The following is a 15,751-nucleotide window of genomic DNA, read 5'->3' on the forward strand; positions in this document are numbered from 1 at the left end:
CTTAGGATAATTCGCACAGGGCGTGGGAGTTACGGAATGAGTGTCAACGGAACTGCGGCCAAACAGACCATCACCTTCATGCTTGACGGGCAAAAGCATACGCCTCAGCCATTTGCCCCTGACACCACCTTGCTCAATTATTTGCGCGAACACCTTGACCGCCGGGGAACCAAGGAAGGCTGCGCCGAAGGCGATTGCGGCGCTTGCACCGTGGTGGCCGCTGACCTGCACCGGGGTCAATTGCGCCACCGCTCGCTGAACGCTTGCGTACAACTGCTCGCCACGCTGGATGGCAAGGCGCTGTTTACGGTGGAAAGCCTGCAACGCGGCCAGCAACTGCACCCGGCGCAACAGGCGATGGTTGATCATCACGGCTCGCAATGCGGCTTCTGCACACCGGGTTTCGTCATGTCGCTGTTCGCCCTCTATCACAACCAGCCCAACGCCAGCCGTGAGCAGGTCAGCCAGGCATTGTCCGGCAACCTGTGCCGCTGCACTGGTTACCGCCCCATCCTGGATGCCGGGGAACGCATGTACGGATACGGATTCGCCGTCGCTGCTGACGCCGATCAAGCCATGCTGGACACCTTGCAGGAATGGGCGGACACGCAGCAAGCGTTGGCGATAGAACAGGATGGCAAGCGCTTTTTCGCCCCGACCAGCCTGGAAGCATTGGCCGGACTGTTGGAACAATACCCTTCCGCCACGTTGCTGGCGGGTGCCACCGACGTGGGTTTGTGGATCACCAAGCAGCACCGCGACCTGCCCGTCATCATTTCGCTGGCCAAGGTCGCCGGGCTGGAGACTATCAGCGAGCAAGATGGTTGGCTGGAAATCGCCGCCGCCGTTTCGCTGGAAGAAGCTTTCCAGGCACTGGTGAAACACTATCCGCAACTGTCCGAATTGCATGAGCGCTTCGCCTCCCTGCCGATCCGCAACGCAGGCACGCTGGTGGGCAATATCGCCAACGGTTCGCCGATCGGCGACTCCATGCCCGCGCTGATGGTGTTGGGCGCGCGCATCCGTTTGCGGCAAGGCGACGCGGTGCGCGAACTGGCGTTGGAAGATTTCTACCTGGGTTACCAGCAAAAGGATTTGCGGGCGGGCGAGTTTGTCGAGGCCGTGCGCATTCCGCTGCCGACATCGGCTGACGCAAACAGCTTGGTTCGCTGCTATAAATTATCGAAACGCTTCGAACAGGACATTTCCGCCGTGTGCGCCGCCTTCCACATCAAACTGGATGCGCAGCGGCAAGTCACACAGGCGCGGATTGCCTACGGCGGCATGGCGGCGGTTCCCCAACGCGCTGCGCACTGCGAAGCCGCCTTGCTCGGCCAGCCGTGGGAGCAGGCCAGCGTCACCGCCGCGATGCAGGCGCTGGAGCAGGATTTCAAACCGCTGTCCGACATGCGCGCCTCGTCTGCCTACCGTATGGCGACGGCCAAAAACCTGTTGTTGAAAAGCCTGCTGGAAAGCGAAGGCCAGCAGCTTTCCCTGTACCGGCAAGGAGCCCAGGCATGACGTTAGCGCAAACCCAGCCCCGCCATAGCGTCGGCCAGCCGACGAAACACGACAGCGCCGAACTGCACGTCACCGGCGCGGCGCAATACACCGACGACATTCCCGAACCACGCGGCACGCTATACGCCGCCATCGGCATCAGCCAGCAGGCTCATGCGCGTTTGTGCAGCGTGAATCTGGAGCCGGTCTGGAACGCCCCCGGCGTGGTGGCCGTGATTACCGCCGCCGACATTCCCGGTGCCAACCACTTGGGCGGCTCGATGAAAGATGAGCCGGTGTTTGCTATTGATGTCGTGGAATACATCGGCCAGCCGATCTTTGCGGTGGCCGCCACCACGATGGAAGCTGCCCGCCGCGCCGCCCAGCTGGCTGAGATTGATTACGAAACCCTGCCGCACAACCTCGACATCCAGCAGGCGCTGGCGCAACAGCAATTCGTGTTGCCCAGCAAATTCCTGCAACGCGGCCAGCCGGACACGGCACTGCAACAAGCTGCGCACAAAATCAGTGGTGGTTTCCACCTCGGCGGGCAGGAACAGTTCTACCTGGAAGGCATGGTGGCGATGGCCTTGCCGCGCGAACATGGCGATGTGTTGGTCTACAATTCCACCCAGCATCCGCACCATGACCAGAAAGTGGTGGCCGATGTGCTGGGCCTGACCGAAAAGGATGTGGTGATCGAATGCCGCCGCATGGGTGGCGCGTTCGGCGGCAAGGAAAGCCAGCCGTCGCTGTTCGCCTCCATCGCCGCCCTCCTTGCCCTGAAAACCGGGCGGGCGGTGAAGCTGCGCCTGGATCGTGACGATGACATCACCATTACCGGCAAACGCCACTGTTACGACATCCAGTACCAAGCCGGCTTCGATGACGCGGGCGTATTGCAGGCGGTGAAACTGGTGTATGCCTCCCGTTGCGGCATTTCCGCCGACCTGTCCGGGCCGGTCAATGACCGCAGCATGTTCCACGCCGACAATGCCTATTACCTGGAGCACGTCGACATTGCTTCCTACCGCTGCAAGACCAATTCGCAGTCGAACACCGCTTTCCGTGGTTTCGGCGGGCCGCAAGGGATGATTGCCATTGAATACATCATGGATGATGTCGCCCGCCATTTACAACTTGACCCGCTACAGGTGCGCCGCGCCAATTTCTACGGCGTGGATGGCACCCGCAACCAAACCCACTACGGCATGGAGGTGGAAGACAATATCATCCACCGTATTGTCGATGAGCTGGAAACCAGCGCGGATTACCAGCAGCGCCGCGCCGCCATCAGGGAATTCAACCGCAACAGCCCGTGGCTGAAGAAAGGCATTGCGCTCACCCCGGTGAAGTTTGGCATCTCCTTTACCGCGACGTTCTACAATCAGGCGGGCGCGTTGCTGCACATTTACAGTGACGGTTCGGTGCAGTTGAACCATGGCGGCATGGAAATGGGGCAGGGGCTGTACACCAAAGTCTCGCAGGTGGTGGCGGAAGAATTGCAGGTGCCGCTGTCATATATCCGCTGCACCGCCACCCGCACCGACAAGGTGCCGAACGCCTCCGCCACCGCCGCCTCTTCCGGCTCCGACCTCAATGGCATGGCCGCACGCGATGCCGCCCAGCAGCTGAAGCAGCGCCTGACCGCCTTCGCCGCCAGCCATTACGGGGAGGAAACCAGCGCCGTCGTGTTCCATGACGGCGAGGTGCAGGTCGGTGAACAAACCGTCAGTTTCAAGGAACTGGCGCACGCCGCCTGGATGAACCGGATTTCGCTGTCCGCCACCGGCTTTTACCGCACGCCGAAAATCCATTACGACCCGCAAACCATGACCGGGCGGCCATTTTACTACTTCGCCTATGGCGCGGCGGTGTCCGAAGTGATGATCGACACCCTCACCGGCGAAAACCGGGTGCTGCGGGTGGACATCCTCCACGATGTCGGCCAGTCGCTGAACCCGGCGCTGGACATTGGCCAGATTGAAGGCGGCTTCATCCAGGGCATGGGCTGGCTGACCACCGAAGAGCTATGGTGGGACGCCAAAGGCCGCTTGCGCACGCATGCGCCTTCCACCTACAAGATTCCGGTGGCGGGCGATATTCCGCCAGTCTTCCATGTGAAACTGCTGGAAAACAACGCCAATGTGGAACAGACCATCTACCGTTCCAAAGCGGTGGGCGAGCCGCCGTTGATGCTGGCCATGTCGGTGTTTTTCGCCTTGCGGGATGCGGTCGCCAGCGTCGGCGATTACCGTCTCCAACCGCCGTTGCAGCCGCCCGCCACGCCGGAAGCCATCCTGAACGCGGTGCAGGCGGTGCAGTCCGCCCACCAGGAAACGGCATGACGCCACCCGCCTTCATTATCGCCCGCATTGCCGAAGTCCGTGGCTCTTCCCCGCGGGAACACGGCGCGTCTATGCTGATTGCGCCGCAAGCCACGCTGGGCAGCATTGGCGGCGGGCGTCTGGAACATCGGGTGATTGAGGCGGCGCGCAAATGGTTGCTGGACGGGCCGTTTGCCGGTTTCCGCGACGACGTGTTCACGCTTGGCCCGGAACTCGGCCAGTGTTGCGGTGGGCGCATCCGCATCCGTTACCAGTACTGCGCGGACGTAGGCCAGTGGCGGCACCCGCAACAACACGGCGCTGAGGCTTTCCAAATTGCATTGTTTGGTGCCGGGCATGTCGGCAAGGCGCTGGCCGCGATCCTCGCCACCCAGCATTGCCGCCTGCACTGGGTGGACAACCGCGAGGAACAGTTCCCCGCCGCCTTGCCCGCCAACACCCGCCAGTATGTGGCGGCCAACCCCGCCGATCTTGTGTGTGAACTGCCCCCCGACGCCTGGGTGTTGATCATGACCCACGACCATGCGCTGGACTTGGCGATTTGCGATGCGGTTTTGCGCCGCGACCGTTTCCGTTTTCTGGGCTTGATCGGTTCGCAGACCAAACTGGCGAAATTCCGCAAACACCTGCTGGACAGCGGCCACAGCAGCGAACAATTGGGGCGCGTCACGTCCCCCATCGGCATCCCGCAAATCCGCAGCAAGCAGCCGGAACGCATCGCCCTGGCTGCCGCCGCCCAACTGCTGGCCCTACAGGAACAGGAGAACCCGCATGACTAGCCCCCCCCGCCTTGAATTGCGCGGCATCAGCAAATATTACCCTTCGGTGGTCGCCAACGAGGATGTCAGCCTGACCGTTATGCCCGGTGAAATCCACGCCCTGCTGGGTGAAAACGGCGCAGGCAAAAGCACCCTGATGAAAGCGGTGTACGGCGTGGTCAAGCCCGACAAGGGGCAGATTTTCTGGAACGGCGAGGAAGTCCACATCAACAGCCCGGCGCAGGCGCGCAAGCTGGGGATCGGCATGGTGTTCCAACACTTTTCGCTGTTCGACACCCTCAGCGTCACCCAAAACATCTCGCTGGCGATGGACGACAAGCACCATATGGGCAAGCTGGCCAAGCGCATTGAAGAGGTGTCGGAAAGCTACGGCCTGCCGCTGAACCCGCACCGTTTGGTGCATGATTTGTCCGTCGGCGAACGCCAGCGGGTGGAAATCGTGCGCTGCCTGTTGCAGGAGCCGCGCCTGCTGATCATGGACGAACCCACTTCCGTCCTCACCCCGCAGGCGGTGCGCAAGCTGTTTGAAACCCTGCGCCGCCTTTCCGATGAAGGATGCAGCATCCTCTACATCAGCCACAAGCTGGAGGAAATCCGCGAACTCTGCCACAGCGCCACCGTGTTGCGCGCGGGCAAGGTCAGCGGCACGGCAGACCCGCGCCAGGAAACCGCCAAGAGCCTGGCGGAAATGATGGTGGGCAAGGAACTGCCTATCTGCGAACACCCGCCCGCCCGCACCGACGGCGCGGAACTGCTGGTGGTCAGGCAGCTTTCCCGCCAGTCCGAAGACCCGTTTGGCACCGATTTGAAGGACGTGGGCCTTAGCGTGCGCGCCGGGGAAATCTTCGGCATCGCTGGGGTGTCCGGCAACGGCCAGCAGGAACTGCTGTACGCCCTCAGCGGCGAAAAGCCTTCCAAGGACGCCGCCGAAATCCTCATCAACGGCCAGCCCGCCGGGCGCATGAACCCGGCCCAGCGGCGCAAGTTGGGCTTGCGTTTCGTGCCGGAAGAACGCCTCGGGCGCGGTGCCGTTCCGCCCATGTCGCTGTCCTACAATGCGCTGTTGACCGGGCATGATGGCGAAATGACCAAAAACGGTTTCATCCATCACGGGCGCATGCGGGATTTTTCCCTCAACAGCATTGAACGCTTCAACGTCAAGTGCGGCGGGCCGGATGCGGAAGCCAAGAGCCTCTCCGGCGGCAATGTGCAGAAATACATCGTAGGCCGCGAACTGCTGCTCAACCCCGAAGTGCTGGTGATTTCGCAACCGACCTGGGGTGTGGACGTGGGCGCGGCCAGCTTCATCCGCCAGACCTTGGTCGACCTGCGCGAAAAAGGCGTGGCCATCCTGGTGGTGTCCGAAGAGCTGGATGAATTGTTTGAAATCTGTGACCGGCTCGCTGTCATCCATCATGGCAAATTGTCGGAGCCTTACCCGGCGCGGGCAATCACGCTGGATGAAATCGGCGTGCTGATGGGCGGCGGCAGCCTTGCCCAGACAGCGCCCGCTGACTTGCCAACCACTGCCAATACGGAGGCGCACCCATGATCAAATTGACGCCGCGTCCGCAACCTTCCCAGCAGATGCTTTGGTTGTCGCCCTTGCTGGCGATCGCCCTGATGCTGGTGGTTGGGATGATTGTGTTCACCTTGCTGGGGCAAAACCCGCTCAAGGCGTTCCATGCTTTCTTTATTGAGCCGGTCAATGACCTGTACGGCATTGGCGAGCTGTTCATCAAGGCGTCGCCGCTGGCGTTGATCGCGCTGGGGCTGTCGGTCGGGTTCCGCGCCAATGTGTGGAATATCGGTGCGGAAGGGCAGTTGACCATGGGCGCCATTGCGGCGGGCGGTGTTGCGCTGTGGTTTTACGACAGTGAAAGCCATTTTGTGCTGCCGTTGATGCTCATCGCCGGGGCGCTGGGCGGCATGTTGTGGGCGGCGATTCCGGCATTCCTGCGCACCCGTTTCAACACCAGTGAAATCTTGGTCAGCCTGATGCTGGTGTATGTGGCCGAACTGGTCCTCAGCTGGCTGGTGCATGGGCCGTGGCGCGACCCGGACGGTTTCGGTTTCCCGCAATCCAAGCAGTTTTCTGATTCGGCGTTGCTGCCGGTGCTGCTGGAAGGCACCCGCGCCCATGCGGGTCTGCTGATCACGCTGGTCGCGCTGGCGGTGACGTATGTCTTCCTGCGCTGGAGCGTGGTGGCGTTCCAGATGCGGGTGGCGGGGCTGGCGCCGAGGGCGGCGGATTACGCCGGTTTCAACGCCAAGCGCACCATCTGGATTGGCTTGCTGGCGGGCGGGGCTGCTGCCGGGTTGGCGGGGACCAGTGAAATCGCCGGGCCGATCGGGCAGTTGAGCATCCCGTTGTCGCCGGGGTATGGGTTCGCGGCGATTATTGTCGCCTTTGTCGGGCGCCTGAACCCCATCGGCATTTTGCTGGCCAGCTTGCTGATGGCGCTGCTGTATCTGGGCGGGGAATCGGCGCAGATGCAACTGGCATTGCCAGCGGCGGTCAGCGGCGTGTTCCAAGGCTTGTTGTTGTTCTTCCTGCTGGCGACGGACGTGCTGATCAATTTCCGCATTAGCTGGGGCGGTGGCAGGCCCAAACCCGCAGCGGCTGCCCCGCAAGCGGTGGCCAAACCTGTGATGGAGGGCGAACAATGAGTGCAGACACCCTTGTCTTGATCTTGGTGGCGACGGTGGCCGCTGGCGTGCCGTTGATCTTCGCTGCCCTGGGCGAACTGATTGTGGAAAAATCCGGCGTGCTCAACCTGGGCGTGGAAGGCATGATGATCGTCGGTGCCATCAGCGGTTTCATGGTGGCGGCGGAAAGCGGTTCGCTGTGGCTGGGCGTGCTGGCCGGAGCCTTTGCTGGCATGTTGATGGCGCTGGTCTTCGCTTTTCTCACCCTCAGCCTGATGGCCAACCAGGTGGCGAGTGGGCTGGCGCTGACCATTTTCGGCATCGGCCTGAGCGCTTATATGGGGCAGGCGTATAACAGCGTGGCGCTGGATGGGCTCAAGGCTATCCAGATTCCGCTCTTGAGCGACCTGCCGGTGGTCGGCAAGCTGCTGTTCGGTTATGACCCGCTGGTGTATCTGGCGCTGCTGATGTATCCGCTGCTGGTATGGTTTTTGTATTACAGCCGGGGTGGGCTGATCTTGCGCGCCATTGGCGAATCCCCCAGTTCGGCGCATGCGCTGGGCTACCCGGTGATTAAAATCCGCTATCTGGCGGTGTTGTTCGGCGGTGCCATGGCGGGCATTGGCGGCGCTTACCTGTCGCTGGCCTATACCCCGCTGTGGTCGGAAGGCATGACCGCCGGGCGCGGCTGGATTGCGCTGGCGCTGGTGGTGTTCGCCACTTGGAGGCCGGGCAGGGTGCTGCTGGGCGCGTTCCTGTTTGGCGGCGTGACCATCGCCCAGTTCCATGTGCAGGGTATGGGCGTGGAAATCCCCTCCCAGTTCCTGTCGATGCTGCCTTATCTGGCGACCATTACCGTGCTGGTGCTGATTTCACGCAACGCCGCCACCATCCGGCTGAACGCCCCGGCCTCGCTCGGGCAGGCTTTCCATAACGAAGTTCATTGATCTGAAGGAGACGTTTCACCATGACAGACAAGTTCACAACAGACCGCAGGCAGGTGCTGAAAATCCTGCTGGGTTCCTCCCTGATGGCCGGGTCGCTGCCCCTGTTCAGCAGTCTGGCGCTGGCGGACGACAAGGAAAAGCTGAAGGTCGCCTTCATTTATGTCAGCCCGATCGGCGACGCTGGCTGGACGTACCAGCATGACCAGGGGCGCAAGCAAATGCAGGACAAGCTCGGCGACAAGGTGGAGGTGAAGGTGCTCGACAGCGTGCCGGAAGGCGCGGAAGTCGAGCGGGTCGTCCGTGAGCTGGCCAGCAGCGGCTACAAGCTGATCTTTGGCACGTCCTTTGGTTATATGAACCCGATGCTCAAGGTCGCCAAGGCGTTCCCTAACACGCATTTCGAGCATGCCACCGGCTACAAGACCGCCAAGAATCTCGGCAATTACAACGCCCGTTTCTACGAAGGCCGCTATTTGGCGGGCATCGTGGCCGGTTCCATGACCAAGAGCAAAAAGCTGGGTTATGTCGCCGCTTTCCCGATCCCGGAAGTGCTGCAAGGCATCAACGCTTATCTGCGGGGCGCACAGAGCGTCAATCCGGATGTGGAGCTGAACGTGGTGTGGGTCAACTCCTGGTTCGACCCGGGCCGTGAGCGCGAGGCCGCCGACACCCTGATCGACCAGGGCGCGGATGTCGTCACCCACCACACCGACTCCACCGCCGTCGTCATCGCCGCGCAGGAAAAGGGCAAATACGCGATCGCCTACCATTCCGACATGTCCAAGTATGGCAAGGATGCGCACCTGACCGCCGTTACCCACCACTGGGGTGACTATTACACCAAGGAGGTGCAAGCGGAACTGGATGGCAAATGGGAACCCGGCAGCATTTGGGGCGGCATCAAGGATGGCATGATTGACTTGGCACCCCTGAATGCGGTGGTGCCAGCCGACGTCAAGGAAAAGGTGGAAAAGGCCAAGGCGTCGATTGTCGACGGCAGCTTGCATCCGTTTGGCGGCCCAGTCGTCATGCAAGACGGCAAGGAAGTGGTCGCCGCAGGCGGCAGCCTGTCGGACGAAGACCTTTCCAAAATGGATTACTACGTGAAAGGGGTCAACGGCAAATTGCCGAAGTAAACCCGCCGGATAGAAGCCAGCCCAGAAAGGTCTGGCTTTTTCAGTCATTGCAAAGGTGTGTTGTTATAATCGGTGCAAGAGACACATTCCGCTATACTGCAATCATTTAAACAAATAGCCATAGTTGGATATGCAGCTAACACCGCACCAATCACAATACTTCGCTTGGCAATTAACCCGTCACGCGGCCAGCAATTCACTGGAATCCCTTGCACCGACCTTGGTAAACGCCCAGATAGATTTGAATCCCCATCAAGTCGAAGCAGCTCTTTTCGCTTATGAAAACCCCTTATCCAAAGGCGTTATTCTTGCCGACGAAGTTGGTTTGGGGAAAACCATTGAAGCTGGTCTGGTCATCGCCCAACGTTGGGCGGAACGTAAGCGCCATATATTGATTATCGTCCCCGCCAACCTGCGTAAACAGTGGCATCAGGAATTACAAGACAAGTTTGGCCTGTCATGCCTGTTACTGGAAAGCAAAAACTATAACGCACTGCAAAAGGACGGTGCCCGTAACCCTTTTGCCTCGGATAGCATCGTTATCTGCTCGTATCAATTCGCCAACAGTAAGGCCAAGGATGTCAAGGCGGTAGATTGGCATTTGGTGGTGTTGGATGAAGCCCATCGTCTGCGTAACGTCTACAAAACCGGCAATGTCATTGCCCGCACACTCAAGGATTCCCTGGAACGGGTGCAATCCAAAATCCTGCTGACCGCCACCCCACTGCAAAACTCCTTGCTGGAACTGTACGGACTGGTCAGCCTGATTGATGAACGAGTGTTTGGTGATCTGGACAGTTTCCGCACCCAGTTCGGGCAAACCAATCGGGAGCAAACCCTACAAAACCTGCGGCAGCGGATTACCCCGTTCTGCAAACGCACCCTGCGCCGACAAGTGCAGCAATACGTCCCTTACACCAAACGCATCCCGCTGCTGGAAGAGTTTACGCCCTCGCAGGATGAACAGGAGTTCTCCCTGTTAGTGTCGGATTATCTGCGCCGCCCCAATCTGCAAGCCTTGCCAGAAGGCCAGCGCCAACTGATTTCGCTGGTATTGTGGAAATTGCTGGCTTCCTCCCCCCAGGCCATTTCCGGTGCTTTGGAAACAATGGCGAACCGCCTCCAATCTGTGCTGGATGACGCCACCTCGCCTGACCTGCTGTACACACTCGATGATGATTACGAGGCATTGGATGAAACCGCTGATGAGTGGGAATCCGATGACCAGGTCAACGACAAACCCAATGTACGCGAAGCCATTCGGCAAGAAGTGGACGAGTTACGCCTGTTCAGGGAAAAAGCCGACCAGATTCGGGACAACAGTAAAGGCCAGGCCCTGCTGACTGCGTTGGAACGGGCGTTCAGTGAACTGGAACGGTTGGGAGCAGCCCGGAAGGCTATTATTTTCACCGAATCCAAACGCACCCAAAACTATTTGCAAGAACTACTAAAAAGCACCTCCTACGGTGACGGTCTGGTTTTGTTCAATGGTACAAACAGTGATCCACAGGCGCAGAAAATCTACAAAGAGTGGGCACAGCGTCATGCCGGTACTGACAAGGTAACAGGTTCCAAAACAGCCGACACCCGTGCGGCGCTGGTTGATTACTTCCGCGAGCAAGGCACGGTCATGATTGCCACGGAAGCAGGTGCGGAAGGCATCAACCTGCAATTCTGTTCATTGGTCATCAATTACGACTTGCCCTGGAACCCGCAACGGATAGAACAGCGCATTGGCCGTTGTCACCGTTACGGGCAAAGGCATGATGTCGTCGTGGTCAATTTCGTTGACCGCACGAATGAAGCTGACCGGCGTGTGTATGAATTGCTGGCGCAAAAATTCCAGCTCTTTGATGGCGTATTCGGCGCAAGTGATGAAGTGCTGGGGGCGATTGGTTCTGGCATCGACTTTGAACGCCGCATTGCCCAGATTTATCAGCAGGATTGCCGTGACCCAAATGTGATCCGACACAGTTTTGAAACGTTGCAACAGGAACTTGCGGGCGAAATCAGCGCAGCCATGCAGCAAACCCGACAGGTGCTGCTGGAAACTTTTGACGAAACCGTAAATGCGCGACTCAGGCAACATGCGGAAGACAGCAAAGTCATTCTGGATCGTTACGAGCGTATGCTGATGGATTTGAGCCGTACCGCCCTGCGGGATCACGCAGATTTTGGTGCGGAGAACCATTTTGAATTGCTCTCGCTGCCAACGCCAGCTTTGACGAACCAGGCTCCACTGGGGCGCTATGAGTTGCCACGCCGTACCGGAGAGTCCCATCTGTACCGGCTGGGGCATCCACTGGCGGAATGGGTTCTGGAACAAGCCAAACAAATCCATTTGCCAGCCGCCAGCCTGAGATTTGATTACGCAGCCTATGCCGGGAGAATTACAACGCTGGAAAGTTATCAAGGCAAACGAGGTAGCTTGCAAGCCAAACTTGTGACTGTTTCAGCTTTGGCAGAAGCAGAACAGCACATCCTGGTTGCTGCGGTTGATCAGCATGGACGCACGCTGCCAGAAGATGACCCGGACAAACTGCTGCGTATTCCCGCAACGGTTACAGCTACCGCGATTGATATTCCAGATAACCCCAAGTTGCAGCAAGACTTGGCACAGCGCAAGAATAACCTGTTGCGCCAAATCAATGAGCGCAACCTCAGCTATTTTGATCAGGAAGTGCAAAAGCTGGATGCATGGGCCGATGACCTGAAGTTGGGGCTGGAGCAGGAAATCAAGGATATCGACCGCGAAATCAAGGAAGTCCGCCGTACTGCGGCAGTCGCACCGACGCTGGATGAAAAACTCCATTGGCAAAAGCGCCAGCGTGAGCTGGAAACCAAACGCAGCAAATCACGCCGCGAACTGTTCCGGCGACAAGATGACATTGATGACCAGCGCAACGACCTGATCACCGGGCTGGAAAACCGCCTGCAACAGCGGGTGGAAGAACAGACGCTATTTACCATCGAATGGGAACTGGTGTAGTTGCCCGGTATTTTGAGGCAATGGGCACCTACGCTACACTAAATCCAACGCTATTTGGAAAAATGACTATGCACAGCCTATCAATACCTTACACCGATGACCTATTGGTAACATCCGGCAAAGCACCGCAAGAACTGGAAGAAGAACTACGTTTCCTGCTGGCAGTCAAGCTGTTTGAAATGCACCGTCTGTCACTGGGCAAAGCCGCCGAATTCTGCGGTATGGTCAAACTGCGCTTCATGTTTGAAGTGGGGCGGTTGAAAGTCCCTGTTGTCAACCTGAGCGACGATCAAATCGCAGATGAGTTGCGGGATGACTAAGCCTGCAATTGTTGCCGATAGTGGCCCGTTGATTTCTTTAGCCCTGATTGAGCAGCTGGATTTGTTGCGCCAGTTATATCAACAAGTCCTTGTTCCACCAGCGGTTTGGCATGAAGTTACCGTTAAAGGTAGAGGATTGCCTGGGGCGGAAGCGGTTTCCCAACTGACGTGGCTGGAAGTCCGCACACCAGAGCCACAAGTACTTCAACCGCTATCCATTCTGGTTGACCCAGGTGAAGCTGAAGCCATTGCACTTGCCCAGACCATTGCAGACAGCATTGTGTTGCTGGATGACTCGCAAGCCCGACGAGTCGCAGAACGATTCAATATTCCCCGGATTGGTACACTGGGCATTTTACGCCGTGCAAAAAAACGCGGGTTGATAGCGGCTATCCGCCCCCACATTGAATATCTCAAAGCCAATAACATCTATATGGCTGATAATCTGGTAGCCGCTGTACTACGGGATGTAGGCGAGGAAGGATAAAATTCTGGCAAACAATGTCCTGAATAATTACCATATAAGGAATTAATCGTATTTAACAGGGCTTACTGCATGGCGACTCCCCCCTCCCCACCGGAATCGTTGACCTCACCCTCAGACGAACTGGCCAAGATAATCTGCGAAAAACTAAAGCAGGCAGGGCTTCTAACCCAGCAGGATATGCAACGCTTTTCTGAAAAAATGGCTACGGGAAAAACCAAGCCGGAAGACTGGCGCTTAGCCGTCGAAAAGGCCATGGACAGCAAGGAAAGCATATGACTATCGGGGCTTTGGAAAAAATCACCATTGGGCATCTGCGTGGCTCAGTCAAACCTTTTACGCTTTCATTTGAAAGAAAGAAGAAGCTGACCATCATTTATGGTGAAAACGGCACGGGTAAATCCACCATTTGTGATGCATTCGATTTTCTCGGTAACGGCATGGTCGGCTCTCTAAACAATCGGGGCTTGGGGAATACAGAAAAGTACTGGCCTTCCGCTGGCAAAGGAAAAGCTGATGTCCATGTTCAACTCGAAACATCGTCCGGGAGTTGCACGGCAACTTTTAGCAGATCAAACGTAATTGCCTCACCCCAAGAAAACCGCCCGAATGTTAGAGTACTGAGGCGAAAACAGATTCTGGAATTAATCGAAGCCACAGATGGCAAGCGTTACGACGCAATCAAGCACTTCATTGATGTTACTGCCATTGAAAGCGCCGAGAAAACGCTGAGTGATTTAATCCGTGACACTGATCGCTACCAAAACGACTACGCTGCTCTTGTACGAGAGAACCGGGATGAAATCGGACGTCATTGGGAAAGTGCAGGCAGACCTATAGAAGGTGCGCTTGCATGGGCGAAAACAGAGTCCACCCAAGACATTGCCCATATAGAGGATGAGGCAAAAATCCTTGATGACCTCCAGAAGGCATACCGTCGTCTGACTGATTTTTCAGATGAGTTTCAACAACATCTGGCAAACCATACAAAAGCTAAAACAGCAGCCCTTGCTGCGCAGGAAGCATTCTCCCAGCAGCAAAGCAAAGCCGCCCAGGATGCGGCAGATATAGTTGAGATACTCAAGGTGGCGCAAAACTATTTCCGCAAAACACCCAATCCTTCGGTTTGCCCCCTGTGTGGCAGTGATGAAAAAGTTGGTGGCCTCGCTGAAAGAATCAACGAAAAGCTGACATTCCATAATGAACTGGGCAAGTTAAATCAGCTACAGGACAGTAAAACAAAAGCCGCAAGGGCATTGGAGCAGGCCGAAAGCCGGGTCAAGGAGTCCAGAGAGAAATCTGCCACGCACAAAACCGGATTTGCCCAACAGGTCGAAAAGATTCAATCACTTCCCGGCATTCAGCTACCTGCACACCCAATCCCCGACGAACCAGAAAGCTGGCCCGCATGGCTGGAAGAACACAATGATCTGCTGGCAGGCTGGAAAAGCGCCGAATCCTCACGCAGGGAATTCAGGAACAGGCGAATCGCGCTGGAAAAAGCGCTGGAAAACCTCAAAGACAACGAGCAGAAACAAAAAGAACTCAGTGATTTGTTGCCAAAGCTCAATCAGGCGCTGGATATTGCACGGGAAGAACGGCATACATTCACCGACAACATCCTGAGCCAGATTTCCACGGAAGTGGGGCGGCTTTATGAAGCTGTCCATTGCGGTGAAGGGCTGGACAAAATCAGTCTTACCCTTGACCCCAATAAACGGGCATCGCTTGAACTTGGCGCTAATTTCAATGCAGAGGAAGTGCCGCCGCAGGCTTATTTCAGCGAATCGCATCTGGATACGCTGGGCTTGTGCGTGTTTCTTGCGTTGGCTGGGATGAACAAGCCGGAAGACACCATTCTGGTCTTGGATGATGTATTGGCAAGCGTTGACGAACGTCACGCAGACCGGTTGATTCTGATGCTGTATGAGGAAAGCAAACGCTTCGGGCATTGCATCATTTCGACGCACTATAAACCGTGGCGGCATAAATACCGCTGGGGCTGGCTGGCGAATGGCCAATGTCAGTTCATTGAACTCAGTGGCTGGAACAGTAGCCGGGGAGTCATGTTAAGTAACAGTGTTACCGACATTACCCGTTTGCGGATGCTGCTGGACGAACACGCCCCTGATCCGCAACTGGTTTGTGCCAAAGCGGGGGTGATTCTGAAAGCGGTGCTGGACTTCCTGACCCAGCTTTACGAGAGTTCGTTGCCAAGGCATTCGCGTGGTTATACGCTGGGCGATTTGCTGCCCGCCATTGATAAAAAGCTGCGGCCTGCCCTGAAAATTGAGCGCTTAACCATCGACGCTGACGGCAATCGCTGCTACCAGTCTGTCCCGCTGCAACCCTACTTTGACGAGCTGCACAAAATAATGCAGGTCAGGAATATTTTTGGTTGTCATTTCAATCAACTATCCTCTGACTTGCTGGATGCTGATGCGCTACGCTTTGGGGAACAGGTCTACGAGCTGGCGGAACACCTACTGGATCAGGAGGTTGGCTGGCCGCGTAGCGCAAAATCCGGTGAATATTGGTCTACAACCGGGGGTTCGCGCCGTTTGTATCCGCTGAGAAAACCCGGCTAAATGGCGCAAAA

General features: G+C 57.5%; 12 protein-coding genes. All 12 read left to right on the forward strand.

Features of this window, described 5'->3' with window-relative positions:
- Nucleotides 1–36: 36 nt before the first annotated feature.
- Nucleotides 37–1,521 (forward strand): xanthine dehydrogenase small subunit, encoded by a 1,485-nt coding sequence (gene xdhA, locus VSS37_RS19705; RefSeq protein WP_324697994.1) that lies wholly within the window; start codon nt 37–39, stop codon nt 1,519–1,521.
- The gene (gene xdhB / locus VSS37_RS19710) at nt 1,518–3,848 is read left to right on the forward strand and encodes a xanthine dehydrogenase molybdopterin binding subunit (RefSeq protein WP_324697996.1); all 2,331 of its coding nucleotides are present in this window, start codon (nt 1,518–1,520) and stop codon (nt 3,846–3,848) included. The genes xdhA and xdhB overlap by 4 nt, the downstream gene beginning before the upstream one ends.
- The gene (xdhC, locus tag VSS37_RS19715) at nt 3,845–4,627 is read left to right on the forward strand and encodes a xanthine dehydrogenase accessory protein XdhC (RefSeq protein WP_324697997.1); all 783 of its coding nucleotides are present in this window, start codon (nt 3,845–3,847) and stop codon (nt 4,625–4,627) included. Before xdhB ends, xdhC begins: the two co-directional genes overlap by 4 nt.
- Entirely contained in the window at nt 4,620–6,179 is a 1,560-nt protein-coding gene (locus VSS37_RS19720) for an ABC transporter ATP-binding protein (RefSeq protein ID WP_324697998.1), read from the forward strand. Before xdhC ends, VSS37_RS19720 begins: the two co-directional genes overlap by 8 nt.
- Nucleotides 6,176–7,297 (forward strand): ABC transporter permease, encoded by a 1,122-nt coding sequence (locus VSS37_RS19725; protein ID WP_324698000.1) that lies wholly within the window; start codon nt 6,176–6,178, stop codon nt 7,295–7,297. Before VSS37_RS19720 ends, VSS37_RS19725 begins: the two co-directional genes overlap by 4 nt.
- Nucleotides 7,294–8,223, forward strand: a complete 930-nt coding sequence (locus VSS37_RS19730) for an ABC transporter permease (protein ID WP_324698002.1) — start codon at nt 7,294–7,296, stop codon at nt 8,221–8,223. Before VSS37_RS19725 ends, VSS37_RS19730 begins: the two co-directional genes overlap by 4 nt.
- A 20-nt stretch (nt 8,224–8,243) precedes the next feature.
- Nucleotides 8,244–9,359: a BMP family ABC transporter substrate-binding protein gene (locus VSS37_RS19735; protein ID WP_324698003.1), complete on the forward strand. Its 1,116-nt coding sequence runs from the start codon at nt 8,244–8,246 to the stop codon at nt 9,357–9,359.
- A 130-nt stretch (nt 9,360–9,489) separates the two neighbouring features.
- Nucleotides 9,490–12,348, forward strand: a complete 2,859-nt coding sequence (locus VSS37_RS19740; RefSeq protein ID WP_324698005.1) for an SNF2-related protein — start codon at nt 9,490–9,492, stop codon at nt 12,346–12,348.
- Between the two features lie 68 nt (nt 12,349–12,416).
- Nucleotides 12,417–12,668 (forward strand): UPF0175 family protein, encoded by a 252-nt coding sequence (locus VSS37_RS19745; RefSeq protein WP_324698006.1) that lies wholly within the window; start codon nt 12,417–12,419, stop codon nt 12,666–12,668.
- Nucleotides 12,661–13,155 carry a PIN domain-containing protein gene (locus VSS37_RS19750; protein ID WP_324698007.1) on the forward strand — a complete coding sequence of 165 codons (495 nt, stop codon included), beginning with the start codon at nt 12,661–12,663 and terminating at the stop codon, nt 13,153–13,155. Before VSS37_RS19745 ends, VSS37_RS19750 begins: the two co-directional genes overlap by 8 nt.
- A 69-nt stretch (nt 13,156–13,224) precedes the next feature.
- Nucleotides 13,225–13,431, forward strand: a complete 207-nt coding sequence (locus VSS37_RS19755; protein WP_324698008.1) for a hypothetical protein — start codon at nt 13,225–13,227, stop codon at nt 13,429–13,431.
- Nucleotides 13,428–15,740, forward strand: a complete 2,313-nt coding sequence (locus tag VSS37_RS19760) for an AAA family ATPase (RefSeq protein WP_324698009.1) — start codon at nt 13,428–13,430, stop codon at nt 15,738–15,740. The genes VSS37_RS19755 and VSS37_RS19760 overlap by 4 nt, the downstream gene beginning before the upstream one ends.
- Nucleotides 15,741–15,751: the final 11 nt, after the last annotated feature.

The organism is Candidatus Thiothrix phosphatis (assembly GCF_035668035.1).
In the GTDB taxonomy this organism is placed as follows: domain Bacteria; phylum Pseudomonadota; class Gammaproteobacteria; order Thiotrichales; family Thiotrichaceae; genus Thiothrix; species Thiothrix phosphatis.